The sequence below is a fragment of the Micromonospora mangrovicola genome (assembly GCF_047200535.1).
Taxonomy (GTDB): domain Bacteria; phylum Actinomycetota; class Actinomycetes; order Mycobacteriales; family Micromonosporaceae; genus Micromonospora.
This window is the reverse complement of sequence record NZ_JBJZOG010000002.1, coordinates 25,251-52,179: the sequence shown is the minus strand read 5'-3', so window position 1 is coordinate 52,179 and position 26,929 is coordinate 25,251. Positions and strand designations below refer to the sequence as shown.

Here is a 26,929-nt window from a genome sequence, read left to right as displayed (position 1 = left end):
GAACCACCAACCTCAGACCTCTTCGACCGAGCTCGGCTCGCGCCGGGACAGGTCGATGCCCAGCTCCTCCGCGGCCCGGAACACCTCGTCGTCGGTCTCGCGCATCTCCAGGGCCACACCGTCGCTGGAGAGCACCTCGACGTTGAGGCACAGCGACTGCAGCTCCTTGAGCAGCACCTTGAACGACTCCGGAATGCCCGGCTCGGGGATGTTCTCGCCCTTGACGATCGCCTCGTAGACCTTGACCCGGCCGAGGACGTCGTCGGACTTGATCGTCAGCAGTTCCTGCAGGGCGTAGGCGGCGCCGTACGCCTGCATCGCCCAGCACTCCATCTCACCGAAGCGCTGGCCACCGAACTGCGCCTTACCACCCAGCGGCTGCTGCGTGATCATCGAGTACGGGCCGGTCGACCGGGCGTGAATCTTGTCGTCGACCAGGTGGTTGAGCTTCAGGATGTAGACGTAGCCGACCGCGATCGGGTCCGGCAGCGGCTCACCGGAGCGACCGTCGAACAGCTGCGCCTTGCCGCTGCGGCCGATCAGCTGCTTGCCGTCCCGGTTGGGCAGGGTCGACTCGAGCAGACCGGAGATCTCCTCCTCGCGGGCACCGTCGAAGACCGGGGTGGCCACGTTGGAGTCCGGCTCGGACTCGTGCGCGTTGATCGAGCGGAGCTGGCGCTTCCACTCGGCGTCGTCGCCGTCCACGCTCCAGCCGGTCTTGGCCACCCACCCGAGGTGGGTCTCCAGGACCTGGCCGATGTTCATCCGGGACGGCACGCCGAGCGGGTTCAGCACGATGTCGACCGGGGTGCCGTCCTCCAGGAACGGCATGTCCTCGATCGGCAGGATCTTGGAGATGACGCCCTTGTTGCCGTGGCGGCCCGCGAGCTTGTCACCGTCCTGGATCTTGCGCTTCTGGGCCACGTAGACCCGGACCAGCTCGTTCACGCCCGGGGGCAGCTCGTCGCCGTCCTCGCGGGAGAAGGTACGCACGCCGATGACCGTGCCGGTCTCACCGTGCGGCACCTTCAGCGAGGTGTCCCGGACCTCGCGCGCCTTCTCGCCGAAGATCGCGCGGAGCAGCCGCTCCTCGGGGGTCAGCTCGGTCTCACCCTTCGGGGTGACCTTGCCGACCAGGATGTCGCCGGGGACGACCTCGGCGCCGATCCGGATGATGCCGCGCTCGTCGAGGTCGGCGAGCATCTCCTCGCTGACGTTCGGGATGTCGCGGGTGATCTCCTCCGGGCCGAGCTTGGTGTCCCGGGCGTCGACCTCGTGCTCCTCGATGTGGATCGAGGTGAGCACGTCCTGCTGCACGAGGCGCTGCGACAGGATGATCGCATCCTCGTAGTTGTGACCCTCCCAGGTCATGAACGCCACGAGCAGGTTGCGCCCGAGCGCCATCTCGCCCTCGTCGGTGCACGGACCGTCGGCGATGACCTGGCCGGCCTCGACGCGGTCACCCTCGAAGACGACCGGCTTCTGGTTGACGCAGGAGCCGGCGTTGGAGCGGCGGAACTTGTGCAGCAGGTAGGTCCGGCGGTGGCCGTCGTCCTGGTGGACGGTGATGTAGTCCGCGCAGAGGTCCTCGACCACGCCGCCGACCTCGGCGACCACGACGTCGCCGGCGTCCACGGCCGCGCGGTACTCCATGCCCGTACCGACCAGCGGGGACTCAGCCTTGACCAGCGGCACGGCCTGCCGCTGCATGTTCGCGCCCATGAGTGCGCGGTTGGCGTCGTCGTGCTCGAGGAACGGGATCATCGCGGTCGCGACCGACGTCATCTGCCGCGGCGAGACGTCCATGTAGTCCACGGCACCGGGCGCCACGTCCTCGGTCTCGCCGCCCTTACGGCGGACCAGGACGCGGTCCTCGGCGAACGACCCGTCGGACTTCAGCGGGGCGTTGGCCTGCGCCTTGACGAACCGGTCCTCCTCGTCCGCGGTCAGGTAGTCGATCTGGTCGGTGACCCGACCGTCGATGACCTTCCGGTACGGCGTCTCGATGAAGCCGAACGGGTTGACCCGGGCGAAGGTGGAGAGCGCGCCGATCAGACCGATGTTCGGGCCTTCCGGCGTCTCGATCGGGCACATCCGGCCGTAGTGGGACGGGTGCACGTCGCGGACCTCGAAGCCGGCCCGCTCCCGGGACAGACCACCCGGGCCGAGCGCGCTCAGCCGCCGCCGGTGGGTCAGGCCCGCCAGCGGGTTGGTCTGGTCCATGAACTGGGACAGCTGCGACGTACCGAAGAACTCCTTGATCGCCGCCACCACCGGGCGGATGTTGATCAGGGTCTGCGGGGTGATCGCCTCGACGTCCTGGGTGGTCATCCGCTCGCGGACGACCCGCTCCATGCGGGACAGGCCGACCCGCACCTGGTTCTGGATCAGCTCGCCCACCGTGCGCAGGCGACGGTTGCCGAAGTGGTCGATGTCGTCGGCCTCGTAGCCCTCCTCACCGGCGTGCAGCCGGCAGAGGTACGCGACGGTCGCGACGATGTCGTCCTCGGTCAGCGTCCCGGTGTTCATCGGGACGTCGATCTCGAGCTTCTTGTTGAACTTGTACCGCCCGACCTTGGCCAGGTCGTACCGCTTCGGGTTGAAGAAGAGGTTGTCCAGCAGGGTCTGGGCGTTCTCGCGGGTCGGCGGCTCGCCCGGACGGAGCTTGCGGTAGATGTCCAGCAGCGCCTCGTCCTGACCGGCGATGTGGTCCTTCTCGAGCGTGGTCATCATCAGCTCGGACCAGCCGAACTTCTCGCGGATCTGCTCCGCGGACCACCCGATGGCCTTGAGCAGGACGGTGACGGCCTGCCGGCGCTTGCGGTCGATGCGGACGCCGACCGTGTCGCGCTTGTCGATGTCGAACTCCAGCCAGGCACCCCGGCTCGGGATGACCTTGACGCTGGAGAGGTCGCGGTCGGAGGTCTTGTCCGGCTGCTTGTCGAAGTACACGCCCGGCGAGCGGACGAGCTGGCTGACCACGACGCGCTCGGTGCCGTTGATGATGAAGGTGCCCTTCGGCGTCATCATCGGGAAGTCACCCATGAACACCGTCTGGCTCTTGATCTCGCCAGTGGTGTTGTTGGTGAACTCCGCGGTCACGAACAGCGGCGCGCAGTAGGTCAGGTCCTTCTCCTTGCACTCCTCGATCGAGGCCTTGACCTCGTCGAAGCGCGGAGCCGAGAAGGAGAGCGACATGGTGCCGGAGAAGTCCTCAATGGGACTGATCTCGTCGAGGATCTCCGCGAGACCCGAGCGTGCGTGCGGGTCGTCCGACGACCGGCCCTGCCAAGCCTCGTTGCCGACCAGCCAGTCGAAGGACTCGTTCTGGATGGCGAGGAGGTTGGGGACCTCGAGGTGTTCGGTGATCCGACCGAAAGAAACTCGGCGGGGCGCGAAAGCGCTCGACGTACGACTGGTCTTCGCAGGGCGGGAAGCTGCCAAGATGCGTCCTTCCGAGGACCGGTGCTGCAGAACGGCTGGTACGCGTGCACTCCAATGACCCCACCAGAAATATCCGTAAACGGACATTTCCGAGCAGGGGTCAAGTCGGAAGGCAGCGCAAACTAGCAGTGTAGCCGAGAGGCTAACCGCTGTCCAGCCCACCCCGCAGGTCATCGCGGAACTTGCCTCGGGACCTCGGAAAACCGGGTCTACCGGGCCGCTCGGAACGCGACGTTCCTGCCGGGCCGCTCGGGTGTCGCGGCGGTGGTGCTGCCGCTGGCATTACCCAAGAGGTGGCCGTTGCAAGCGCGGAAGGTCTTGCTCGTGTCAGCGTGCCTGTCAGCCCGGGGCCGCGTCAAGGGCCGGTTACGCCTCGGGGTGTCTTTCCCACCGACGGGCTACCGACAGACGTCGCTGTGAAGCCGGTGCGAGGAACCTGAACGCCCTGTTCACGCCGCTGCCACCGGGAACCGCAACCACAGCGGGCGGCGATCCGTTCCCGGATCACCGCCCGCCGCGACGCGGTGTGCCCCGGCTCACGAGAGCCGGACGCGCGTCAGGTCAACGCAAGGTCACTTGAGGGTGACCTTGGCGCCCTCGCCCTCGAGCTTGGTCTTGGCCTTCTCGGCGGTCTCCTTGTTGACCTTCTCCAGGACCGGCTTCGGCGCGGCCTCGACCAGGTCCTTGGCCTCCTTCAGGCCCAGGCCGGTCAGCTCGCGCACGACCTTGATGACCTGGATCTTCTTGCCACCGTCGGCGTCGAGGATGACGTCGAACTCGTCCTTCTCCGGCTCGGCCTCGGCCGGGGCGGCACCCTGGGCGGCGGCGGCCATCGCGACCGGAGCGGCGGCGGTGACCTCGAAGGTCTCCTCGAACTGCTTCACGAACTCGGAGAGCTCGATCAGCGTCATCTCCTTGAACGCGTCGAGCAGCTCGTCGGTGCTGAGCTTCGCCATGTCTGGCGTCCTTTCCTGAATGGTTTAACTAAGAACGTGGGTGCGCCGCGGGGCCTCAGGCCGCCTCGGCGCCCTCCTTCTCGCGCTTGTCCTGCAGGGCGGCCGCCAGACGCGCGGTCTGGGCGAGCGGAGCCTGGAACAGGGCCGCGGCCTTGCTCAGGTTGCCCTTCATGGCGCCGGCCAGCTTCGCCAGCAGCACCTCGCGGGACTCCAGGTCGGCGAGCTTCGTGACCTCGGCCGCGGAAATGGCCTTGCCCTCGAAGACACCGCCCTTGATGACGAGCTTCGGGTTGGCCTTCGCGAAGTCGCGAAGCCCCTTCGCCGCCTCGACGACGTCGCCCGAAACGAAAGTCAGCGCGGTAGGACCGGTGAACAGCTCGTCGAGGCCGGAGATGCCCGCGTCGACCGCAGCACGCTTCGCCAGCGTGTTCTTCGCGACCGTGTAGCTGGTCTCCTTGCCGAGCGAGCGCCGCAGCTGGGTGAGCTGCGAAACCGTGAGCCCGCGGTACTCGGTCAGCACGGTGGCCCCCGCGTTGCGGAAGCTCTCGGTCAGCTCGGCGACGGCCGTGGCCTTGTCGGCCCGGATCGGCTTGTCCGCCATGTCCCTCCTCTCTCGTTGCTCGGAGCTGGTACGCCGGCGACGAGCGGAGGGCTCGCGACGGCGGCGGAGGCATCACGACAACGAGAAAAGCCCCGGCGCAGGGCGCACGGGGCGAGGGCCGGCATCGTGGGCGCAGTCGGCGGACCACGCACAGCACCGATTTTCGCTTGCCGCCCTACGCGGGTCGCCCGTCATCGCGGGACCTTCGACCGTGCCGGGGCACGGTGACCAGCGGTCTCTGGGTGGAACTACACGGCAAGGTTACGCGACGTGTCCCGGTACCGCCAAATCGCCCCCAGAGTGCCGCCGGTCACCCTTTCCGAGCCGCGGCCGGCCGCGCCGGGCGGGCCGGGGCGGCGGGGCCTGCGGGCCGGACGGCGGGGCGGTTCAGGCGCGGGTGCGCCGCCCCCAGGCGTAGCCGGCCAGCACCACCGCCGCCCAGGCCGACGCCCAGGCGGTCAGCGCCAGACCCATGGAGACCGCGAGGTGGCCCGTCAGCGCCCGGGCGGTCGCCATCACCGGCGGCGCCAGCCACGGGACGACCGAGCCGGACAGGCCGAGGACCAGGGCACCGACCGCGCCCAGGGCGAGGACGGCGACGCCGTACCCGGCGCTGCGGGTGAGCGCCCGGCTGGCCAGCGCGCCCAGGGCCACCGCAGCGGGCAGGGCGAGCAGGTGCGCCCAGAGGCCGAGGGCCAGCCCGGCGGCCAGCGATCGGTCCCCCGGCCCGCTCGGGCCGGTCACCCCGCCCACCAGCCAGGGGAAGAGCAGCGCTACGGCCACCGTGCCGAGCCCGGCCACGGCAGCGGCGAGCAGGCCGGCGAGTCGCTCACCGGCCGGGCCGAGCACCACCTGGGCGAGCCGACGCTGCACGTCCGGCTCCACGTCCAGCAGGATCTTGGTCTGCCAGGCCAGCACCGGGAAGAGCACCACCGCCGAGACGCCGTACGCCTCCGCTGGCTGCGCCCGGCCGCCGCCGTAGAGGACGCCCAGCGCGAGCAGGCCGGCCAGGATCGGGGCCAACGCCCGCCCGGTACGCAGGAAGCCGGCCAGCCGCAGCCGGGCCAGCGCGATCACCGGGCCACCTCGGGAGCGGAGCCGGTCGGGCCGGGTCCGGCCGTCGCGCCGCCGGCAGGCTCCGGCTCCGGAGCCGGCTCCGTCGGGACGCCGCAGTCGCCGCCGGCCCCGGGCTCGGGCCGCGCGGCGGGAGGCGGGGGCGCGTGCCCGCGTACCCGGAGAACGTGATGGCCCTCGGCCCGCAACCGGGCGACGGCGGCGGCGACACCGGCGGCCGGGACCGCCAGCTCGACCACCGCGACGGCCGCGTCCCCGGACGGCGGCTCCTCGCTCACCGTGCCGTCGGCGAGCGTCCAGTACCGGGCACCCGGGAGCCGGGCCGTCTCGCCGCGGTGGTCGCTGACCAGCACCACGCCGCCGTCGGCGAGCACCTCGTCGACCACCTCGGGGACCAGGTCGCGGGCGGCGGCGTCCAGCCCCTCCCAGGGCTCGTCGAGGACGAGCAGGCCGGGCGGGCGCAGCAGGGCCTGGGCCAGGCCGACCTTCTGGGCGGTGCCCTTGGACAGCTCCGGCAGCCGGACCCCGTGGAACCGGGTCAGGCAGAGCCGCTCGACCCAGCGCCGCACCGCCCGCTCCGCCGCGGGGCCGGAGAGCCCGGCGACACGACCCATCGCGGTGAGGTACGCGCCCACGGTGAACGGCTGGTCGGCGGGGAACCGCTCGGGAACCCAGCCGACGACCCCGGGCCGGTCGACCACCCGGCCCCGGGTTGGGCGGAGCACGCCCGCCGCGAGCTGGAGCAGGGTGGACTTGCCCACGCCGTTGCGCCCGAGCACCACCGCCACCTCGCCCGGGCCGATCCGTACCTCGGTGTCCCGCAGCACCCACGGCGCGCGCCGGTGATACCGCAGCCACACGCCCTCCAGCCGCATGGGCCGAGCCTGCCACAGCGGACAGACGGACGGGGCCCCGCCACGTGGGTGGCGGGGCCCCGTCCGGGCAGTCGTGCTCAGGCCTCGGCCGAACCCTCCCGCAGGTTCTTCACCAGCTTCGGGTCGACCGGGACGCCCGGGCCCATGGTGGTGGTGAGGGTGACCTTCTTCAGGTACGTGCCCTTCGCCGCGGACGGCTTCGAACGCAGGACCTCGTCCAGCACCGCCGCGTAGTTGTCGATCAGCTGAGACTCGGAGAACGAGGCCTTGCCGATGATCAGGTGGAGGTTGGAGTGCTTGTCCACCCGGAAGGTGATCTTACCGCCCTTGATGTCCGCGACGGCCTTGGTGACGTCCATGGTCACGGTGCCGGTCTTCGGGTTCGGCATCAGGCCGCGCGGGCCCAGGATCCGCGCGATCCGGCCGATCTTGGCCATCTGGTCCGGGGTGGCGATCGCCGCGTCGAAGTCCAGCCAACCGCCCTGGATCCGGGCGACCAGTTCGTCGGTGCCCACCTCGTCCGCACCGGCCGCGGCGGCCTCCTCGGCCTTGGCGCCGGCGGCGAACACGATCACGCGGGCGGTCTTACCGGTGCCGTGCGGCAGGTTGACCGTGCCGCGGACCATCTGGTCCGCCTTGCGGGGGTCGACGCCGAGGCGCATCGCGACCTCGACCGTGGCGTCGAACTTGACGTTGGTGCTCTCCTTGGCCAGCTTCACGGCCTCGGCGGGAGAGTAGAGCTTCGACCGGTCGATGACCTCGGCGGCCTTGCGGTAGCTCTTGCTGCGCTGCATTTCTCGTTACTCCTGTGGTCTCTGGCGGGCCCGCGACGTCCGCGGCCCCTCCCACGATCTGATCGGTAAGGCGGTGACCGAGGTCAGTCGGCGACGGTCAGGCCCATCGACCGGGCGGTCCCGGCGATGATCTTCTCAGCCTGGTCGAGGTCGTTGGCGTTGAGGTCCGCCATCTTCTTCTCGGCGATCTCGCGCAGCTGGGCGCGGGTCACCGAGCCGACCTTCTCCTTGTGCGGGACGCCCGAGCCCTTCTGCACGCCGGCGGCCTTGATCAGCAGCCGGGCGGCGGGCGGGGTCTTCAGCACGAAGGTGAAGGTGCGGTCCTCGTAGACGCTGATCTCGGCGGGGACGATGTCGCCCCGCTGCGACTCGGTCTGCGCGTTGTAGGACTTGCAGAACTCCATGATGTTCACGCCGTGCTGGCCGAGCGCGGGGCCGACCGGCGGCGCCGGAGTGGCCTGGCCCGCCGGCAGCTGAAGCGTGAACGTCTTGACGAGCTTCTTCTTCGGAGGCATGTCTCTTCCTGGGGCTTGGAACTGGGATTTTCGCCGGTCCACGGGCGCGCACGGTCAGCGCGGCGCGGAGAGCCGACGTTCTAGGGTAGCGCAGACTTCCGTGGCCGCCGCCGCCGAGGTGGCCGGGCAGCGAAACGACACACCGGCGGCGGGCCGGAGAGCCCACCGCCGGCGCGAGGCGTACGTCAGATCTTGGCGACCTGGTTGAAGTTGAGCTCGACCGGCGTCTCCCGACCGAAGATCGAGACCAGCACCTTGAGCTTCTGCTGGTCGGCGTTGATCTCGCTGATCGTCGCGGGCAGCGAGGCGAACGCGCCGTCGGTGACGGTGACCGAGTCGCCGACCTCGAAGTCGAGGACCTTGACCTCGGGCTTGGCCTTCTTCTCCACGGCCTCGACCGCGGGGGCCAGCCACTTCAGCACCTCGTCGAGGCTCAGCGGTGCCGGGCGGTCGGCCCGGTCGGTCGCCCCGACGAAGCCGGTGACACCCGGAGTGTTCCGCACGCAGGAGTACGACTCGGCGGTCAGCTCCATCCGGACCAGGATGTAGCCCGGGAAGACCTTCGCCTGGACCTGCGACCGCTTGCCGTTCTTGACCTCGACCTCTTCCCGGGTCGGCACCTCGACCTGGTAGATGAAGTCCTCCATGTCGAGGGAGGTGATCCGGGTCTCGAGGTTGGTCTTGACCTTGTTCTCGTAGCCGGCGTAGGAGTGCACCACGTACCAGTCGCCGGGGGCGTAGCGCAGCTTCTGGCGCAGTTCGGCGACCGGGTCGAACTCCTCGTCCGGGGCGGGCTCGGTGGTCGGGAACTCCGGCTCGCTGGCGGCCTCGACCGACTCCTCGTTGGCCGCCGTCGCCACCGTGGACTGCTCGTCCGGGGTCTCGGCGGTCTCGTCGTACTCAGGCACGCTCGCTCACTTCCGTCACTATCGCTGTTGGCCCGTCAGCTGGCGTTGCCGAAGACGAACAGCACCGCCTTCGCGAAGCCGTAGTCCAGGCCGCCGACGATCGCCAGCATCACCGCGACGAAGGTGACCACCACGGCCGTGTAGGTCAGCAACTCCTTGCGGGTCGGCCAGATGACCTTACGCAGTTCGGCCACGACCTCGCGGAAGAACCGCGCGATGCGGGCGAAGAGCCCGATCCGCTCGGTGTCCTTCCGGGTCTTGCGGCCCTCGGTCGACTCGGCACGGGCCCGCTTGCGGGTGGTGGTGCCGCCCCGGGAAACCGGCTCGTCCTCCGCGGTGGTGGCGTCGTCGTCGGCCACGTCGTCGACGATCGCGTCCTCTTCCAGACGCTCGTCGCCGGCGTCCTCGCCGCGCCGCTTGCTCTCGGCCACTTCGCCCTCCGTGCGGGATATCGGGTCGCACGCCGATGGTTGACGTACGCGGCGTGTGGTCACGCCGGCCGGACCAACCGTCCCGCGACGGGCCGCGGCCGGCGGACCGACCGGAGTAGCCCCGATTGCCTCGGAACCACCCCTTCGGTGCCACCACCACGGGCCGGACGCCGCCGTACGGGCGGCGCGACCCACGGAACGGTCAGGCCTGAGGCGCAGGGGTGACAGGACTTGAACCTGCAGCCTGCGGTTTTGGAGACCGCTGCTCTGCCAATTGAGCTACACCCCTGTGCGGCAACGATCACCCCACCCGAGCACGCGGTGCCGGGCAGGGGTCACTTGCCCCACGGCGGACCAGTGTACGGGTAGTCGTGCGACTTTCCCAACCGGTCCACCCCTCGCGCGTCGGCAGATAGTTCAGCGGGGCGTCCGGACGGTCGCCCGGGCCTGCGACAGCACCTTCTCGCCGAGACAGGTCGCGGTCACGTCGAGCCTGGTCAGACCGTCTTCGGTGACCTCCTTGACCACCGCGTTGACCTCGATCTCGGCGCCCTCGTCGGTGTCCGGGACGACCACCGGGCGGGTGAACCGGACCCCGAAGTCGACCACCGCGTCCGGCGCGCCAGCCCACGCGGCGACCGCCCGGCCGACCAGCGCCATGGTGAACATGCCGTGGGCGATCACCCCCGGCAGGCCCACCTTGGTGGCGATCCGGTCGCTCCAGTGGATCGGGTTGAAGTCGCCCGAGGCGCCCGCGTAGCGGACCAGGTCCGCGCGGGTCACCCGGAAGGTCTGGGTGGGCAGCTCCATCGGTCAGGCCTCCCCGCGTACGACGATCTTGGACCAGACGGCGACCACCGGCTCACCGGCGGCGGTGTTCACGTCCGTGCGGGTGGTCAGGAAACCGTGCCCGCCCCGGGTGGTGATCTCCTCGATGGTGTTGACGCAAACCAGCTCGTCGCCGGCCACCACCGGACGGGTGTACGCGAAGCGCTGGTCGCCGTGCACCACCCGGCTGTAGTCGACCCCGAGCGCGGGGTCCTCGATGATCTGCCGGCTGGCGGCCATGGTGACCACCACCGGGAAGGTCGGCGGGGCGACCACGTCGCGGTGCCCGAGCGCCCGGGCGGCCTCCGGGTCGTGGTGCGCCGGTTCGGTGGCGCCGATGGCGGTGGCGAACTCGCGGATCTTTTCTCGGCCCACCTGGTAGGGGGCGGTCGGCGGATAGGTCCGGCCGACGAAGGACGGGTCCAGGGACATGCCGCGAACCTACACGCAAAACACGAACGCCGATCCGTTCGGGACGGGCGGCGCATGGCCGCCGTCCCGTGCGGATCGGCGTTCGAAGGAGCCTGAGGGACCGGGCCGGCGGAGCCGGCCGTGGGTCAGCGGGTCTCGCGGTGGACCGTGTGCTTGCCGTCCCGGGGGCAGAACTTCTTCAGCTCGATGCGGTCCGGGTCGTTCCGACGGTTCTTGCGCGTGATGTAGTTGCGCTCCTTGCACTCCACACACGCCAAAGTGATCTTCGGCCGGACATCGGTCGCCTTCGCCACGGCGGAGTGCCTTCCTCGCTAACGGGTAACAACTACGGCGCATCAGCCTACGCGTTGGTGGCGCAGACATGCAAAGTGGGCGCCTGTGGCGCCCATCCCACCGACCACCGGGTAAACCCGGGGGACGAGAGTAGCGGTGGCCGGACTTGAACCGGCGACACAGCGATTATGAGCCGCTTGCTCTGCCATCTGAGCTACACCGCCGTGGCGGGTCCAGCCGGACCCTCTGAGCCCCCTTACGGAATCGAACCGTAGACCTTCTCCTTACCATGGAGACGCTCTGCCGACTGAGCTAAGGGGGCCTACCCGATCACCCCGTGGGGTGTCGCGCAGAGGAAACAGTACACGACCCCGCCGCCGAGGTGAAATCGGATCCCCCCTTGCCACGTCCTGGCAGCTCAGGGCACCACTCGCAGGCGGGGCAGCTCCCCGGCGGGGACCGGCTCCGGGTCGACCTGGGCGGCGAACCACGCCTCCAACCGTTCGTACGGCAGCGGCCGGCTGAACAGGAAGCCCTGACCGATCTCGCAGCCGATGTCCTGGAGCAGTTCCAGGGTGAGCTCGCTCTCCACGCCCTCGGCCACCACGGCCAGGCCGAACTGCTGGGAGAGGGTCACCACGGCGTTCACGATCGCCAGGTCGCCGGGATCGGTCGCCATGCCCTGCACGAAGGAGCGGTCGACCTTCACCTCGTGCACCGGCAGCCGGCGCAGCTGGGCCAGGGACGAGTTCCCGGTGCCGAAGTCATCCACCGAGAGTCGGACGCCGAGGTCGCGCAGGCGCCGCAGGGTAGGTATCGGGCGTTCGGTGCCGTCCAGCACCCCGGCCTCGGTGATCTCCAGGGTGAGCCGCTGCGGCGGCACGCCGTACTCGTCGAGCAGCTCGTGGACCAGCGAGGGGAAGTGCTGGTCGGTGAGGGTGCGGGCGGCGAGGTTGACCGAGACGGCCAGCGGCTGCTCCCCGTGCTGCCAGTCCCGGCTGCGCCGCAGGCTCTCCCGGAGCACGAACTCGGTCAGCCGACCCAGCTGGCCGGTGTGCTCGGCCACCGCCACGAAGTCCTCCGGCGCCACCGTGCCGTGCGCTGGATGCTCCCAGCGGGCCAGGCACTCCACGCCGGCCAGGCGGCGATCCCGCAGCGTCACCTTCGGCTGGAAGTAGACCTCCAGCTCGCCGTCGTCCAACGCGCGGCGCAGGTCGCCGGCGAGGCCCAGCCGGCGCAGCGACCGGGACTCCAGCGCCGGGCTGTAGAGCTGGACGTTACCCGGGACGGACTTCGCCGCCGTCGCCGCCAGGTCCACCTGTTGCAGCAGGCCCACCGCGTCGCTGCCGTGGTCCGGGTGCACCGCCACCCCGACGGCCGTGTCGACGTCCAGGGTGAGCGCGTCGAAGACCATCTCGTCGCGGATCTGCTCGCGCAGCTGCCCGGCCAGCTCCAGCGCCACCTCTGCGCTCTCCAACCGCAGCGTCACCAGGAACTCGTCGCCCCCGGCCCGGCCGACCAGCGCCGAGGAGGGCGCGCAGGCGCGCAGCCGCTCGGCGACCTCGACCAGGACCTTGTCCCCGGCCGCGTGCCCGAGCGACTCGTTGACCTGGCGCAGCCGGTCGACGTCGAACAGCAGCAGCGCCACCACCTCGCCCGGTGCCCCGATCTTGACCGCCTCCGCGACCGCCGCGGTGAGCCGCCGGCGGTTGGGGAGCTTGGTGAGCCCGTCGTGCTCCGCGTCGTGCCGCAACCGGTCGACCAGCCGTGAGTTCTCCAAGGCGACGGCGGCGTGCGCGGCCACGGTCTCGAGGACCGCGATGTCGCTGGAGGTGAAGTGGTTGCCGTCCCCTAGCCGGTTCGCTACCTCCAAGGCGCCGATGACGACCTGACCGGAGCGGAGGGGGACGACCACGATGTCCTTGATCCGGTGCTCCAGCAAGAGGGGCCGCAGCTCCGGGTCGGTGGTAACGATCCGTCCTACCGCGATCGTCTGGCCGCCCTTTCGCGCCATCTCCCGGATCTGTGGTGGGGTACGCGCCAGGTCCAGCAGGCCCACATCGTCCACCCGGGCAGTCAGCAGCGTCTCCGGGTAGGGCCCCTGCTCGGGCAGCCAGAGGGTGGCGTACTCGGCCTGCATCAGGGCACCGACCCGGCCGAGCAGCGCATCGGCGATCGACCCGTTCTCGCCACGCTCCATCACCGCGCGGGTCAGGTCGTACAGATCGGTCAGGGTGCGGTGCTGTCGGAAGAATCGCGCGTACGAGCGGTAGACCAGGGCCAGGCCGACACCGAGCACGGCGAGCAGCAGCAGCGACCACCATGTCGTCTCGACGGTGATCAGCACGACCAAGCCGACCGCCACGTTGATCTCGTTGGTCAGCAGGCCTGACATGGCGGTGCGCAACACGCCTCGACCGGTCTGCCAGCCGTGCAGCAGCGTGTGCACCCCGGCCACAGCCAGGACGCTGACCATCAGCAGCACGCTGACGGCGGCGAAGATACTCCCCCAGGTGCGTGGGCCGACCCCCTCCAGCGGTGGGAACGCCTGCAGGACGAGCGTGGCCAGCGAGGCGCCGGCCGCAGCCCGCGCGACGTTGAACCAGACCTTCGGGGCCGCCATCCGGAAGCGAAGCTGCGCGACGAGCGAGGCCAACGTGTAAACGATGACGACCGTCAGCGGGGGCAGGTAGAAGAGCGCGAAGACGAACGGGATCTCGGTAAGCGTGACGCCGATCGTCTGTCGTTGGACGATCAGGCTCAGCAGCGGTATACCCGCCGCGACCATGAGCACGAGGAGGAGCGCCGCCAGCGGCCACTCTCCCACCGGGCGGTCGGCGACAAGTGCTGTGGCGGTGGCACAGACCACGGCCGCCAACGCCAGGGGAGCCGTAATGATCCAGGCGTCCTCGGACGACCTACGTCGTGCTTGACCCCGTCCGATCATCCGCTCCTCGCGAGAATCAGGGGTTACGCAGCGTGACCCACGCAACGCCGGTCGCATGACCCCGGCCGGCGGGACATGGACGCCTCGGCGTCACTGCCAGATGATGTCCACCATCTGGGCATCCGGCACTGCCGCAGGGTCGGCTGCGGCGCTGCCGCCGAAGAGCGCGGCCAGAAGAAGCAGCGAACCAAGCAGCCGGCCCAACCTTCGACCAGACATGATTGCTCCTGTCGCGAGAAAGACACAACGATGACGGGTGCCCACGATCGTGCCACAACGCGGGAGCCCAGGAAAGTTGTGAGGGCAGCACCGATCCGACCGTCGAGGACCTTCCGCCGTTCGGTCCAGATCCCACGGGACAGCCAGCCAGATCACGGGCGCTACGGACGGCGGGCCGTTCGTCCACTGCGGAATCAGACCTTCAGCACGAAGAGGTCAAGTCACGCGGGGCCCTACCCCACTCGACCATCACGCTACGTCATCGCGCGAAGAATGTTTCGACTCCGGGCATAGACCACCATACCTATAGCTCGCCGAAGCGCCAGAGGTTGGTCCGCTCATTCACGCCCGAAGTGCCGATGGTCTCGCGCCAGCCCAGGCAGGAGGCGCAGGGGACGACGAGATCCCAGGGCCTCGTTCATCGCCTGGACAGTGGACGGTCCTGCATCCATGAGGGCCAGGCCGACCCCACGGGTGGTCCACTTGACGGTTGACCTGGGCGGTCGACGCTCGAAGGAACGTATGGCAAGCCTCCACAGCCCGACAGATGTCCGCTCATAGCCAACAGCGACTGCCGATCCCAATCAGTCGCCATTGGTTGCCACAGGCTCACGCCAGGCCGAGACGTTATGGTTCTCCGATGGCCGACGATCCAGGCTCAGTGCTGCTTGACCTACAGGATGGCGATAGCCGATTCCGAATCACTCTGAGGCCGCCATACGGCCGACGGGTTGCAGACCTCAGCATGAGGGGTTGGCAGCCCATTTCGATCTCATAATCCCTCGGTCGCAGGTTCAGGGCCCACCGCTCTGGGCCCCTGCCCTCCGGGCGCGCCGGCCGGCCACACCACTGGCTGCGGCTGTGTCCTACCGGCGAGCGCGCCAGCGCCTGACTTTCTGAGCGCTGAGTATCAGCCCCAAAACGATCATTGGGGGGCCGGGCCAACGCTTCCGGTCGTGCGCGCTGGTCACGTACTCCACGCCTACGCCCGTCAGGACCACGTCCCGGAAAAGTTCCCAGAACACACCCGCCCTTGCGGATGGCTTCTGCTCTTGCGGGATGGGCATACGGGGAGGGTAGATACGGCTTGCAGGAGTGGCAAGATCCGACCTGGTGCTCTGCTCCGCGTGCCCGTTACGTGCCCGATCGTTCGATCGGCCAGGCGTAACGACGGTCAGGAGCAGCCGGAGACGGCAAAGGCCCCGAACCTACGTTTCCGCAAGTCAAGGGCCTCGCCGTTCCCTGGTGGCGGGTAGAGGATTCGAACCTCTGTAGCTTTCGCGACGGATTTACAGTCCGCTCCCATTGGCCGCTCGGGCAACCCGCCAGGGCGTACCACCGCGTCGCAACGCGGCAGCGGAAGCAAGGATAGCGGTTGCCCCCCGCGCCGTCGCAACCGGGTACCGTCAGGGGGTCCCACCGCTGGTCAGCGGGGGACGGAACAGGACAGACCGCCGGACAGCAGGAGCATGAGCATGGCAGCGAACCCGTCGTTCGACATCGTGAGCAAGGTCGACCGGCAGGAGGTCGACAACGCCCTCCGCCAGGCGGAAAAGGAGCTCGCGACCCGGTTCGACTTCCGCGGCACCGGCGCCGAGATCTCCTGGTCGGGCGAGGAGGCGATCAGCCTCCAGGCGGAGACCGAGGAGCGGGTCCGGGCCGCCCTGGAGGTCTTCAAGGAGAAGCTGGTCAAGCGGAACATCTCGCTCAAGTCGCTGGACGCTGGCGACCCGCGTTCGTCGGGCAAGATCTTCAAGATCGACGCCAAGGTGATCCAGGGCATCGACTCGGACAAGGCCAAGGCGATCAGCAAGAAGATCCGGGACGAGGGCCCGAAGGGCGTCCAGGCGCAGATCCAGGGTGACCAGCTCCGGGTCACCGGCAAGAAGAAGGACGACCTTCAGGCCGTCATCGCGCTGCTCAAGGGCGAGGACTTCGGGGTCGCCCTCCAGTTCACCAACTACCGCTGACGACGACCGGCCGACCCCGGTCCGGGGTCGGCCGGTTCAACGCGCGAAGATCAGCAGCAGGACCACCGTGAGGATCGCGCTGATCAGGATCGAGCCGAGGCATCCGATCCGGTTCGAGAAGAAGACGAACATTTCCCGGCATTACCCGTCCGGACGGGTTTGATCCACGCGGGTCAGCCGGCCACCGCGTGTTCGGCGCGTACCGCCCGGGCCTCGGCGCGGGCGATGGGGCCGGCGGGCAGCGCCGCGAGGGCGGCCCCGACGGCGACCGCCGCCCCGGCGAAGAGGAAGGCCCCGGGCACGCCGCCGGCGTGGTCGACGATCAGCCCGGCCGCCGCGCCGCCGACGGCGGACGCCGCCACCGACATGGTGACCACCCAGGTGTACGCCTCGTTCAGCATGCCGGCCGGGGCGATCCGGCCGACCAGGGTGTTCTCGAGCGTCAGCGCGGGGGCGATGGCGGCCCCGCCGAGCACCAGGGCCACCCCGAGGGCCAGCGGGTCGGGCATCACGGCGAAGACGGCGAAGCTGGCCGCCACCCCGCCGAGCAGCCAGGCGAACTGGCGGGTCATGTTCGCCGCCGGCCGGCGTACGCCGAACCAGAAGCCGCCCGCGGCGCTGCCGACGCCCCAGACGGCGAGCAGCAGGCCGGCGAGGCTGTCCGGGTCGTCGGCGCCGGTGTTCCCGGCGAAGGCCGGCACGACCACGCCGGCGGCGCCGAACGCGATGCCGAGGCTGGCGACGCAGAGCAGCAGCGCGGGGAAGCCACCGACCCGCAACGGGCCGAGCCCCCGGGCGTGGTGTTCGCGCGGGTGGGGGCGCCAGGCCCGCATCACCCGGCCGAGCGCGACGGCGCCGGTCCCGGCCAGGGTGACCACGGCCGCCCCGACCAGCGCCGCGGCGGCGTCGGCGACCAGCACGAACGCGGCGACCAGCAGCGGGCCGAGCACGAAGACGACCTCGAAGAGGGAGGTCTCCGCGGCGAGCGCGGTGTTGCGCAGGTGCGCCCGGCCGGACGCCGGGGTGGTGAGATCGTTCCAGGCGCCCCGGATGGCCGCGGTGAGCGGCGGATAGGTGGCGCCGGCCAGCCCGGCGGCGAGGTAGATCAGGGCCAGGTTCCCGGAACCGGACCGGCTGGCCCCGAGCAGCCCGAAGAGAGCGAGCGGGTGGGCGGCGGCGGTGGCCAGCAGCACCGGGGTGGGACCGACCCGGTCGGCGATCCGCCCGGCGACCGGGCTGAGCGCGGCCCCGGACAGGGCGTAGATCCCGCCGGCGACCGCGGCGAGGGAGTACCGGCCGGTCACCTCCTGGACCACGAGCAGGAGCGCCAACGGGGTCATGCCGATCCCGAGCCGGCCGATGATGCCGAGGACCAGCAGCATCGGCGCGCCGGGGACCCGCCAGACCCCCAGGTACTGGCGCAGTGCGGCCAAGGGTGCACCTCCGGTGCGGGACGGTAACGAGTGGAATCCCCTCCGACCCTAACGTCGCAGCTCGCCGCGGGGATGGTCGGCTCGCTCACATCCCGACCACGGCCGGGGGCTGCCACGACGGCGGCGAGAGGGGTAGGTTGCTGATCGAACCGGGTCCATCCCCTGCACACTCCGCCCGACGCCGTACGGAGGTCCGATGACCGCGCGCCTTGCTGAGCTGGTGACCGGGCAGGGCCCCGCGCAATGGCCGGACGACGGGTGGGGGAACTTCGTGCCGTCGCGCCGCCACCGGCAGGGTCCGGGGGTCCGCGCCAGCTGCCGGCGTGAGCAGCGGGCCGGCCGCCGACCGATCGGGTTCGGGGAAGCGGGCCAGCCGAACCGATGACGGAAGCTGACGAACGGCTCGGCTACCGGGCCCTGTTCCGCCACCCGGTCGCGTCCCGCCTGGTCACCGCCCGCGGCATCTCCGAGCTGGGTGACTTCGTGGGTCTGGCCGCCCTGCTGCTGGTGGCGTACGACCAGACGGGCTCGGTGCTCGGCCCGGCCGCCGTGTACGCCGCCCGGACGATGCCGGCCCTGCTGGTCGCCACCGTGTTCAGCGGCTGGCTGGACGTGCCGGCGCGACGCACCGTGCTGGTCTGGCTCTCGCTGGCCGGCGCGGTGCTGATCGCGGTGCCGACCGCGGTGCCCCGGCCGCTGCCGGCGATCGTCGCGGCCGGCCTGCTGGGCGCGGTACGGGCCGCGTACTCCAGCGTCAACGTGGCGGTCGTCGCCGAGTCGGTGGACCCCCCGCTCCGGTTGCCGCTGTTCGGTCTGTCTGCCTTCGCCAACCAGGCGGGCCAGGTGATCGGCCTGCTCGCGGGGGCGAGCCTCACCGTGGCGCTCGGCGCCCGGGTGGCGCTCCTGATCGACCTGGTGTCGTTCCTGATCGCCGCGCTCGTGCTGGCCGGGCTGCCGGACGGACGGCGCGAGCACCGAGGGACCCGCCCGCCAGCCACCGCCGGGTTCCGCATCATCGCCGGCCATCCGGTGCTGCGCGCGGTCGCCCTGCTCACCCTCGCCACGATGATCACCGCCTCGTTGCCGGAGACCCTGGCGCCGCGCCTGGCCGGCGGCGGATGGCGCCCGGTCGTGCTGGCCTCGTCGGCGCTCGGCGGCGCGGTCTTCGTGCTGCTGGCCGGGCGGCGGGCCTGGCTGGCCCGGCTGGCCGGCCAGGTGGCGACCGCCGCCGCGCTGGCCGGGGCGTTGCTGCTCGCCGGGGCGCTGGTCGCGCTCGGCGCACCTGCGTGGGCTCTCGCCGCGGCGAACGCGCTGATCGGCGCGGGTGGCGGCTGGCTGATCGGCGCTCAGGCCACCTTCGCCCGGCTGGCCCCGAAGGAGCGGATGGGGCAGGTCGAGGCGACCATCGTAGCGGCCAACATCGTGGTGGCCGGCTGCGGGATCTTCCTGCTCGGCAGCACCGCGGAGTTGTTCGGCCCGGCCGTCTCCTACCTGGCCGCGGGGGTGGTGCTGCTCGCCGCCGTGCTGCTCACCCGGCCCGACCGGTTGTCCGCGGCCGCCTCCTGAGACGACTCCGCCCGCGTCCGGGACGGACGCGGGCGGAGGAGTTCGTCGGTCGGGTCAGCGCTGGAACTGCACCGGGCCGCTGTTGCGGGCCATCTGCTCCAGCCGGGCCACCCGCTGCTCCATCGGCGGGTGGGTGGCGAACATGGCGGCCAGGCCGCCGCCCCGCTTGAACGGGTTGTCGATCATCAGGTGGGCGGTGCTGGTGAGCTGGCCCTGCGGCGGCAGGGGGCGCATCTGCGTACCCATGTGGATCTTGCGCAGGGCGCTGGCCAGGGCAAGCGGGTCCCGGCTCAGCTCGGCGCCGGACTGGTCGGCCTGGTACTCGCGGCTCCGGCTGATCGCGAGCTGGATCAGGGTGGCCGCGATCGGACCGAGGATCAGGGTGAGCAGCAGCACCGCCGGGTTCGGGCCGTCCTCGTCGTCGGACGAGCCCAGCGGGATGAACCAGGCGATGTTCGCCAGCATGGTGATGATGCCGGCCAGTCCGGCCGCCACGCTGGAGATGAGGATGTCCCGGTTGTAGACGTGGGACAGCTCGTGCCCGATCACGCCGCGCAGCTCGCGGTAGTCGAGGATCTCCACGATGCCCTGGGTGACGCAGACCGCCGCGTGCTGCGGGTTACGTCCGGTGGCGAACGCGTTGGGCTGCGACGTGGGGCTGACGTACAGCCGGGGCATCGGCTGGCCGGCCTGGGTGGAGAGCTCGCGCACCATCCGGTACAGCTCGGGGAACTGCGCCTCGCTGACTGGTTGCGCCCCCATCGAGCGGAGTGCGAGCTTGTCGGAGTAGAAGTAGGTCACGCCGTTCATCAGCAACGAGACGACGACGGCGATGACGAGGCCGCCGCTCCCGCCGAACCAGTAGCCGACCGCGAGGATCAGCGAGGTCAACAGGCCGAGCAGCGCTGCGGTCTTCAGACGGTTGTGATGCACGATCGCTCCTTCGGTGCGCGCCCCCCTGCGGGGACCGCTGACCGGTTCAACAACACCGGTACCCGTCAACCATCCTGCCCATGGCTGAAAGTTGGCTGAGAGTTCCTGTGCGCCGGCTGTGCCATCCGTGCAACAAGGGACGAAACGCCCCTCAGCGGGCCGCCACGTCCAGCACGAGCTGCGGGGCGAAGCCGACCACCACCGCCAGCACGGTGGCCACCCCGAGGGCCGCCACCACCAGCCGCGCCGGGCGGGCCGGAACCGGGCCGGGCGTCGCGTACAAGGTGGCGGCCAGCCGCAGGTAGTAGGCGAGGCCGAGCACCGCGTTCACCGCCACCACCAGGGCCAGCCAGCCGGCGTGCCCGGCCAGCAACGCCCGGACCACGGTCACCTTGGCGAAGAGCCCGGCCAGGCCGGGCGGCAATCCGGCCAGCCCGATCAGGGCGAGCGCGAACGCCCCACCCACCCACGGGTGGTGGCGGGCCGCACCGCGCAGGTCGTCCATCGTGCCGCCGTCCCCGTCCCCCGGCCGCAGCGCCACCACCGCCGTGAAGGCGGCCAGCTCCAGCAGCACGAAGAAGACGGCGTACGCGACGGCCGCGGCGTACGCCCCGGCCCGCGCGTCGGCGCTGCGACCGCCGGCCAGCGCCAGTGCGCCCAGCGGGGCGAGGATGTAGCCGGCCTGGGCCACCGACGACCAGGCGAGCAGCCGCACCGTCCGCCGCTGGCGCAGCGCCACCAGGTTACCGACGGTCATGGTGAGCACCGCCAGCAACGCCAGCACCGGACCGGTGACGGTGGCCGGCAGCGCCCGCTGCACCACCGCGAGCAGGGACACCACCCCACCCAGCTTGGAGGCCGTCGACAGGTAAGCGGCCACCGGCAGCGGCGCGCCGTCGTACGTGGCCGGGGCCCACGCGTGGAACGGCACCGCGGCCACCTTGAACGCCAGCCCGGCCACCACCAGCGCCACCGCCACCGTGGTCAGCGGCAGGTCGAGCAGGTCCGTCCGGTCGGCCAGGGTGGCGCCGAGCCGGTCCAGGTGCAGCACGCCGGTCACCGCGTAGAGCAGCGCCGCGCCGAGCAGGGTCAGCGTCGTGGCCACCACGCTGACCACGAAGAAGGTCACCGCCGCCTCGGCTCCGGCCAGGCTGCCCCGGCGCAGCCCGACCAGGACGTACAGCGGCAGGGTGAGCGTCTCCAGCGCCACGATCAAGGTGATCAGGTCACCGGCCGCGCCGAGCACCACGCCGCCGGTCATGGCGCAGGCGAGCAGGAAGGCGTACTCCCCCACCGGCGTCCGGCCGGCCCGCAGCAGCGGCCCGGAGATCGCCAGCACGCCGAGGGTGAGCACCGCGAAGACCACCGCCACCAGGGCCGCCCGGCCGCCGTACACCCAGGAACAGTCCGGCCCGACGCAGAAGGTGCGCCGCTCGCCCCCGGCACCGGCCAGGGCCGCGCCGAGCGCGGTGGCCGCCGACCCGGCCGCCGCCACCGCCACCGTCACCGCGGCGCGGGCCACCAGCAGGTCGGCCAGCAGCACCAGGACGGCCGTGCCGCCCGCCAGGTAGACCGGCAGCAACGCCACGTGGTCCACGCTCTGCACCAGACTCATTTGGTGACCACTCCCAGCAGGGCGCCGACCGGGCCGGAGGTGTACGACAGGACGAGCGCCGGGACCAGGCCGACGGCGAGGGCGAGCAGCACCAGCGGCGCCCAGGCGGTCACCTCCGCCCCGGCCAGCCCCGGCGCGACACCGGCGACCGCCGGGCTCGGCCGTCCGTGGGTGACCCGGCGCAGCAGCCGCAGGAAGTACGCCGCGGCCAGCGCGCCACCCAGCGCGGCCAGCACGGCGAGGGTGGTCCACAGCCCGCCGCCCCGCCGGACGGCGGCCACCACGGCGAACGCCTCGCCCCAGAAGCCGGCGAGCCCGGGCAGGCCGAGCGAGGCGATCGCCGCGAAGCCCAGCAGCCCGGCCAGCCGGGGCGCGGTTTCCCGCAGCCCGGACAGCTCGGCCAGCGCGCCGGTGCGGGTCCGGTCCTTGACCGCCCCGGCCAGGAAGAAGAGCAGCCCGGTGATCACGCCGTGGGCGATGTTGCCGATCAGCGCCGCCTGCAGGCCGGTGGCGGTGAGCGTGGCGACCCCGAGCAGCACGAAGCCCATGTGCCCGACGCTGGAGTACGCGATCAGCCGCTTCAGCTCGTCCTGGGCCAGGCAGACCAACCCACCGACCAGGATCGCCGCGACGGCGAGCACCCCGAGCGCCGGGGCGGCCCACCGGGCGCCCTCCGGGGCCACCCCGACCGCCACCCGGATCAGCCCGTAGGTGCCCATCTTCAGCAGCACGCCGGCGAGGATCACGCTGCCGACGGTGGGCGCCTGGGTGTGCGCGTCCGGCAGCCAGGAGTGCAGCGGCCAGAGCGGGCTCTTCACCGCGAAGGCGAGCGCCAGCAGGGTGAACGCGGCGAGCTGGGTGCCCCGGGGGAGCCCGGCGCCGCCGGTCAACGTCACCAGGTCGGCGGTGCCGGCGGCGGCGACCACCACGTAGACGCCGACCAGCAGCAGCACCGAGCCGAACAGGGTGTAGAGGGCGAACTTGCGGGCCGCCCGCCGCCGGTCGTCGCCGCCCCAGCCGGCGATGACCGCGTACATGGGCAGCAGGACGACCTCGAAGAAGAGGAAAAAGAGCACCAGGTCGAGGGCGAGGAAGGTGCCGAGGATGCCCACCTCGACCACCAGCAGCAGCGCCACCAGGGCCCGCCCGCTGCCGCCGCCCCCGGGCACCCGCCACAGCGTGTACCCGCAGCAGAGCAGGGTGAGCAGCGCGGTCAGCACCACCAGCGGCCAGGAGATGCCGTCCACGCCCAGGTGGAAGCGGAGGTTCAGGCCGGGCACCCAGGGCAGGTCGAGCCGGTGCCAGGGCTGCACCCCCGGGCGCGGGCCGTAGCCGAACCAGCCGTGGTCGCCGCCGACCAGCGGGAGGGTGGCGAGCAGGGTCAGGCCGGCGGCGACCGTGCCCACCAGGCGACCCGCCCGGTCACCCGGGACGAGGGCCGCGGCGACGGCGCCCGACGCGGGCAGCGCGAGCACCGCGACCAGCAGGAACTGTCCGAAACTCATGTCAGGCCCCCGATCAGGGCGACGGCGAGACCGATCAGCAGCGCACCGGCCAGCACGCCGGCCGCCGCGCGGGGCAGCGCCGCCCGGTGCAGGGCGGTCAGCCCACCACCCAGCTCCACCGCCGCGCGCCCGCTCCCTTCGACCAGCCCGTCCACGCCGAGCTCGTCCCCCGCGCGCACCAGGCGGGCGAGCCCGGTGGTCGGGCGTACGACGAGGGCGCGCTGCACGTCGTCGAGCCGGAACGCCCGGGCGAAGACCGGCCGCAGCGGACCCAGGAAGCGGGCCGGGTCGGTGGCCGGGTCCCGGCGCCAGCCGGCCCAGGCGACGCCCGCGCCGGCCACCAGCAGCACCAGCGGGAGCAGCAGGTTCGGCCCGAGGTGGACCAGTTCGACGGCCTCGCCGGTGGCATCGGCCGGCGCGCGCAGGCGGTCGGCGAACCACGGCGTGAAGGCGGCCAGGCCGAGCAGCGTGGCCGGCAAGGCGAGCAGCAGCACCGGCCAGCGCAACACCGCCGGCGGGTCGTGCGGGTCGGCGAGCGGGATGCGGGTGTCGCCGAGGAAGGTGCGCAGCAGCAGGCGGGTCGCGTACCAGGCGGTGACGGCGACGCCGAGCAGCCCGGCCAGCCAGACCAGCCAGCCCACCCAGGCGGGCGCCGGGCCGGCGCCCTCCAGCGCGGCGGCCTCGGCGGCGGCCAGCACTCCGTCCTTGCTCCAGAAGCCGGAGAGCGGCGGCACCCCGGCGAGCGCGCCGAGGCCGATCACCATGCACCAGAAGGTCACCGGCATGCCGGCCCGCAGGCCACCCATCCGGGACATCAGCGTGGTGCCGACCGCGTGGATCACCGCACCGGCGGCGAGGAACAGCAGCGCCTTGAAGGCGGCGTGGCTGAGCAGGTGGAACAGGGCCGCGGCGGGGGCCCCGACGGCGAGCGCGCCGGTCATGTAGCCGATCTGGGAGACCGTCGACCAGGCCAGCACCCGCTTGATGTCGTCCTGCGCGGTGGCCGCGAACGCGCCCAGCAGCAGGGTGACCGCGGCCATCACGCCGAGCACCGCGAGCGCGGCCGGGGCCTGCGCGAAGAGCGGGAAGAGCCGGGCCACCGCGTACACCCCGGCGGCGACCATGGTGGCGGCGTGGATCAACGCGGAGATCGGCGTGGGGCCGGCCATCGCGTCCGGCAGCCAGGTGTGCAGCGGAAACTGGGCGCTCTTGCCGGCCACCCCGCCGAGCAGCAGCAGGCAGGCGGCGGTGAGCGTGACGGTGGAGTGCTGGTGGGCGAGCACGTCGGCGATCCGGAAGCTGCCGGCGGAAGCGCCGAGCAGCGCGATACCGAGCAGGAAACCGACGTCACCCACCCGGGTGACCAGGAACGCCTTCATCGCGGCGGCGGGCGCCTCGGGCAGCCGCCGGTCGTGGGCGATGAGCAGATAGGAGCAGATGCCCATCACCTCCCAGCCGACCAGCAGCAGGATCAGGTCACCCGCGACCACGACGGTCAGCATCGCGGCGGTGAAGAGGCTGATCTGCGCCGCGTACGGCGGGTAGCGGTGGTCCACCTCGATGTCGTCGTGCGGGCCGCGCTTCAGGTAGCCGATCGAGTAGACCTGCACGGCCAGGGCCACCGCGGCGACCGCCGTGGCGACCAGCACCGCCGCGCCGTCCAGCCGGTAGCCGAGGGTGACCCGCAGCCCGCCGAGGTCGACCCAGGTGGTGCCGGCCTCGACCGGGTGGTCCACCCGGGCCAGCAACGCCACCGCCGCGACCAGGGCGACCGCCGCGCCGGACACGCCGAGCGCGATCGCCGCCCGCCGGGCCCGGTCCTCGCCGGTCGCCGCGCCCCGCGGTGACGGCGGCAGCAGCAATCCGAGCAGACCGGCGACCAGGGGTACGCCGGGCAGCGCCGCCGCGAGCAGTCCGGTCATTTGTCCCCCTCCGGTCCGTCGACGCCGCGCCCCGTCGACGGCAGGTCGCCGACCGGAGGCGTGGCGTCTCCGCGGCCCGGACCGGTGGCCACCGGCACCGGCGGCTCGCTGAGCGGCACGTCGTCCACGGTGACGCTGGCCCGCAGCCGGTAGAGCTGGAGCACGATGGCCAGCCCGACGCCGATCTCGGCGGCGGCGAGCACGATCACGAAGAGCGCGAAGACCTGACCGGAGTGCGGCAGCCGGGCCCGGACCGTGGTGTCGGCGGTGACCAGGATCAGGTTGACCGCGTTGAGCATCAGCTCGACGGCCATCAGCACCAGGACGGCGTTGCGGCGGCGCAGCACGCCGTAGCCGCCGAGGCCGAACAGCAGCGCCGCGGTGACGTACGGGACAACCGGTCTCACACACCCTCCTCGACGGGGGCGGCGACGGTCGGCTCGGGCCGGGCCGCGCCGGTGCCGGACGTGGGGATGCCCGGACCGCCGGGCGGCGGGCCACCCGGTCGACCCCGCCCGGCCGGCGCGCCGGCGGGCGTCGTGCCGGGGCGGCCGATCTCCGGGCGGGACAGGACGATCGCCCCGACCAGGGCGGCGAGCAGCAGCACCGAGAGCACCTCGAACGGCAGCACCCAGGAGCGGAAGACCTGCTCACCGAGGCGGTCGGCGGTCCCCGCGGCGGGCAGCTCCACCCGGGACCAGCGGAACGCGTCGACCAGCAGCACCGCGAGGCCGAGGCCGCTGCCGCCGCCGACCAGCGCGGCCGGCCAGCCGGGCCGGTCCAGGTCGGCGGAGGCGCCGATCGGGGCCCGGGTCAGCATCACCGCGAAGAGCAGCAGCACCACCACCGCACCGACGTAGATGAGCACCTGCACCCAGGCCACCAGCTCCGCGGTGAGCACCAGGTAGTCACCGGCCAGCGCGCCCAGGCAGACCACCAGCCAGAGGCCGGCCCGGACCAGGTGCCGGGTGCCCACCACCAGCGCGCCCGCGCCCACCGCGACCGCGCCGAGGGCGAGCAGCAGCACGTCCGCTCCCGTCATACCGGCGCCCCTCCCTGCTCCGTGCCCGGCGCGGGGCGTACCCGGTCCGGACGCGCGGCGGGAGCCGCTGCCTTACGGGCGGCGGTGGTCTCCTCCTTGGACGGCTCGCCGTGCGGGTCGTGGGCCGGCGGCGGCGGCACGGTGGCCATCCACTCGCCGAGGTGGTCCTTGTCGTGCAGCAGGTCCTTGATGTCGTACTCGGCGTACTCGAACTCGGGTGACCAGTAGAGCGCGTCGAAGGGGCAGACCTCGACGCAGATGCCGCAGTACATGCAGAGCGAGAAGTCGATGTCGAACCGGTCGAGGACGTTGCGCTGGCGGGGGCGGGCGGCGCCGGGCACCGCCACCTCCTCCTTGTGCGAGTCGATGTAGATGCACCAGTCCGGGCACTCCCGGGCGCAGAGCATGCAGACCGTGCAGTTCTCCGTCAGCAGCGCGATCACGCCACGCGAGCGCGGCGGCAGCTCGGGTGCGACGTCCGGGTACTGCTGGGTGGTCGAGCGGCGGGTCATCGTCCGCAACGTGACCGCCAGCCCCTTCACCAGCCCCTCGCCGGGCAGTCCGCTCCGCTCGCTCATGCCGCCCATCCTGCCCTGTGCCCCCGGCCCGCGCGACCACCCCCTGGCTCTTGGCGGACGCGGGCCGG

Annotated in this window: 24 protein-coding genes and 4 tRNA genes; 2 read left to right on the top strand and 26 right to left on the bottom strand. The window is 71.7% G+C overall.

Going from position 1 to position 26,929, the window contains the following annotated elements; all coding sequences use genetic code 11:
- Positions 1 to 12: 12 nt before the first annotated feature.
- The 18 genes from rpoB to ACL02O_RS01020 form a co-directional block, all read right to left on the bottom strand.
- Positions 13 to 3,444: a DNA-directed RNA polymerase subunit beta gene (rpoB, locus tag ACL02O_RS01105; protein ID WP_412816029.1), complete on the bottom strand. Its 3,432-nt coding sequence runs from the start codon at positions 3,442 to 3,444 to the stop codon at positions 13 to 15.
- A gap of 572 nt (positions 3,445 to 4,016) precedes the next feature.
- The gene (rplL, locus tag ACL02O_RS01100; protein ID WP_412816028.1) at positions 4,017 to 4,400 is read right to left on the bottom strand and encodes a 50S ribosomal protein L7/L12; all 384 of its coding nucleotides are present in this window, start codon (positions 4,398 to 4,400) and stop codon (positions 4,017 to 4,019) included.
- A gap of 55 nt (positions 4,401 to 4,455) precedes the next feature.
- The gene (gene rplJ / locus ACL02O_RS01095) at positions 4,456 to 5,001 is read right to left on the bottom strand and encodes a 50S ribosomal protein L10 (RefSeq protein ID WP_412816027.1); all 546 of its coding nucleotides are present in this window, start codon (positions 4,999 to 5,001) and stop codon (positions 4,456 to 4,458) included.
- Positions 5,002 to 5,388: 387 nt separating this feature from the next.
- A complete protein-coding gene (locus ACL02O_RS01090; RefSeq protein WP_412816026.1) occupies positions 5,389 to 6,078 on the bottom strand; it encodes a hypothetical protein in 690 nt (229 codons plus the stop codon).
- The gene (locus tag ACL02O_RS01085; RefSeq protein WP_412816025.1) at positions 6,075 to 6,950 is read right to left on the bottom strand and encodes an ATP-binding cassette domain-containing protein; all 876 of its coding nucleotides are present in this window, start codon (positions 6,948 to 6,950) and stop codon (positions 6,075 to 6,077) included. The genes ACL02O_RS01090 and ACL02O_RS01085 overlap by 4 nt, the downstream gene beginning before the upstream one ends.
- A 77-nt stretch (positions 6,951 to 7,027) precedes the next feature.
- Positions 7,028 to 7,744, bottom strand: a complete 717-nt coding sequence (rplA, locus tag ACL02O_RS01080) for a 50S ribosomal protein L1 (RefSeq protein WP_412816024.1) — start codon at positions 7,742 to 7,744, stop codon at positions 7,028 to 7,030.
- An 83-nt stretch (positions 7,745 to 7,827) separates the two neighbouring features.
- Positions 7,828 to 8,259 carry a 50S ribosomal protein L11 gene (rplK, locus tag ACL02O_RS01075; protein WP_412816023.1) on the bottom strand — a complete coding sequence of 144 codons (432 nt, stop codon included), beginning with the start codon at positions 8,257 to 8,259 and terminating at the stop codon, positions 7,828 to 7,830.
- 185 nt (positions 8,260 to 8,444) lie between these two features.
- Positions 8,445 to 9,167, bottom strand: a complete 723-nt coding sequence (gene nusG, locus ACL02O_RS01070) for a transcription termination/antitermination protein NusG (RefSeq protein WP_412816022.1) — start codon at positions 9,165 to 9,167, stop codon at positions 8,445 to 8,447.
- Positions 9,168 to 9,202: 35 nt separating this feature from the next.
- Positions 9,203 to 9,598: a preprotein translocase subunit SecE gene (secE, locus tag ACL02O_RS01065; protein WP_412816021.1), complete on the bottom strand. Its 396-nt coding sequence runs from the start codon at positions 9,596 to 9,598 to the stop codon at positions 9,203 to 9,205.
- Between the two features lie 216 nt (positions 9,599 to 9,814).
- Positions 9,815 to 9,887: transfer RNA gene (locus ACL02O_RS01060), tRNA-Trp, on the bottom strand.
- Positions 9,888 to 10,015: 128 nt separating this feature from the next.
- A complete protein-coding gene (locus ACL02O_RS01055) occupies positions 10,016 to 10,408 on the bottom strand; it encodes a MaoC family dehydratase (protein WP_412816020.1) in 393 nt (130 codons plus the stop codon).
- Positions 10,409 to 10,411: 3 nt separating this feature from the next.
- On the bottom strand, positions 10,412 to 10,858 hold the full coding sequence (locus ACL02O_RS01050) for an FAS1-like dehydratase domain-containing protein (protein WP_412816019.1): 447 nt from the start codon (positions 10,856 to 10,858) through the stop codon (positions 10,412 to 10,414).
- 125 nt (positions 10,859 to 10,983) lie between these two features.
- A complete protein-coding gene (gene rpmG / locus ACL02O_RS01045) occupies positions 10,984 to 11,151 on the bottom strand; it encodes a 50S ribosomal protein L33 (RefSeq protein WP_013288652.1) in 168 nt (55 codons plus the stop codon).
- Between the two features lie 131 nt (positions 11,152 to 11,282).
- Positions 11,283 to 11,355 (bottom strand) — tRNA-Met (locus ACL02O_RS01040).
- Positions 11,356 to 11,380: 25 nt separating this feature from the next.
- Positions 11,381 to 11,453 (bottom strand) — tRNA-Thr (locus ACL02O_RS01035).
- A gap of 96 nt (positions 11,454 to 11,549) precedes the next feature.
- Positions 11,550 to 14,078 (bottom strand): putative bifunctional diguanylate cyclase/phosphodiesterase, encoded by a 2,529-nt coding sequence (locus ACL02O_RS01030; RefSeq protein ID WP_412816018.1) that lies wholly within the window; start codon positions 14,076 to 14,078, stop codon positions 11,550 to 11,552.
- Positions 14,079 to 14,168: 90 nt separating this feature from the next.
- Positions 14,169 to 14,297, bottom strand: a complete 129-nt coding sequence (locus ACL02O_RS01025) for a hypothetical protein (RefSeq protein WP_412816017.1) — start codon at positions 14,295 to 14,297, stop codon at positions 14,169 to 14,171.
- 1,243 nt (positions 14,298 to 15,540) lie between these two features.
- A tRNA-Tyr gene (locus ACL02O_RS01020) sits at positions 15,541 to 15,624 on the bottom strand.
- A 148-nt stretch (positions 15,625 to 15,772) separates the two neighbouring features.
- Here ACL02O_RS01020 and ACL02O_RS01015 point away from each other — a divergent pair.
- Entirely contained in the window at positions 15,773 to 16,267 is a 495-nt protein-coding gene (locus ACL02O_RS01015; protein ID WP_132180567.1) for a YajQ family cyclic di-GMP-binding protein, read from the top strand.
- Between the two features lie 173 nt (positions 16,268 to 16,440).
- Here the strand turns inward: ACL02O_RS01015 and ACL02O_RS01010 are convergent, their stop codons facing one another.
- Positions 16,441 to 17,700 carry an MFS transporter gene (locus ACL02O_RS01010; RefSeq protein WP_412816016.1) on the bottom strand — a complete coding sequence of 420 codons (1,260 nt, stop codon included), beginning with the start codon at positions 17,698 to 17,700 and terminating at the stop codon, positions 16,441 to 16,443.
- Positions 17,701 to 18,081: 381 nt separating this feature from the next.
- Between ACL02O_RS01010 and ACL02O_RS01005 the strand changes: the two genes are divergently transcribed.
- Entirely contained in the window at positions 18,082 to 19,266 is a 1,185-nt protein-coding gene (locus ACL02O_RS01005) for an MFS transporter (RefSeq protein WP_412816015.1), read from the top strand.
- 54 nt (positions 19,267 to 19,320) lie between these two features.
- On the opposite strand, the gene htpX is transcribed toward ACL02O_RS01005, so the two are convergent.
- The 7 genes from htpX to ACL02O_RS00970 all read right to left on the bottom strand — a co-directional run bounded on the left by htpX (position 19,321) and on the right by ACL02O_RS00970 (position 26,870).
- Positions 19,321 to 20,199, bottom strand: a complete 879-nt coding sequence (gene htpX, locus ACL02O_RS01000; protein ID WP_412816014.1) for a zinc metalloprotease HtpX — start codon at positions 20,197 to 20,199, stop codon at positions 19,321 to 19,323.
- A 151-nt stretch (positions 20,200 to 20,350) separates the two neighbouring features.
- Positions 20,351 to 21,814 carry an NADH-quinone oxidoreductase subunit N gene (locus tag ACL02O_RS00995; RefSeq protein ID WP_412816013.1) on the bottom strand — a complete coding sequence of 488 codons (1,464 nt, stop codon included), beginning with the start codon at positions 21,812 to 21,814 and terminating at the stop codon, positions 20,351 to 20,353.
- Complete coding sequence (locus ACL02O_RS00990; protein ID WP_412816012.1) at positions 21,811 to 23,319, bottom strand: complex I subunit 4 family protein; 1,509 nt, start codon at positions 23,317 to 23,319, stop codon at positions 21,811 to 21,813. Before ACL02O_RS00990 ends, ACL02O_RS00995 begins: the two co-directional genes overlap by 4 nt.
- Positions 23,316 to 25,241, bottom strand: a complete 1,926-nt coding sequence (locus tag ACL02O_RS00985; RefSeq protein WP_412816011.1) for an NADH-quinone oxidoreductase subunit 5 family protein — start codon at positions 25,239 to 25,241, stop codon at positions 23,316 to 23,318. Before ACL02O_RS00985 ends, ACL02O_RS00990 begins: the two co-directional genes overlap by 4 nt.
- Entirely contained in the window at positions 25,238 to 25,648 is a 411-nt protein-coding gene (nuoK, locus tag ACL02O_RS00980; protein ID WP_412816010.1) for an NADH-quinone oxidoreductase subunit NuoK, read from the bottom strand. Before nuoK ends, ACL02O_RS00985 begins: the two co-directional genes overlap by 4 nt.
- Complete coding sequence (locus ACL02O_RS00975) at positions 25,645 to 26,283, bottom strand: NADH-quinone oxidoreductase subunit J family protein (RefSeq protein ID WP_412816009.1); 639 nt, start codon at positions 26,281 to 26,283, stop codon at positions 25,645 to 25,647. The genes nuoK and ACL02O_RS00975 overlap by 4 nt, the downstream gene beginning before the upstream one ends.
- Positions 26,280 to 26,870 (bottom strand): NuoI/complex I 23 kDa subunit family protein, encoded by a 591-nt coding sequence (locus ACL02O_RS00970; RefSeq protein ID WP_412816008.1) that lies wholly within the window; start codon positions 26,868 to 26,870, stop codon positions 26,280 to 26,282. The genes ACL02O_RS00975 and ACL02O_RS00970 overlap by 4 nt, the downstream gene beginning before the upstream one ends.
- Between the last annotated feature and the right edge of the window lie 59 nt (positions 26,871 to 26,929).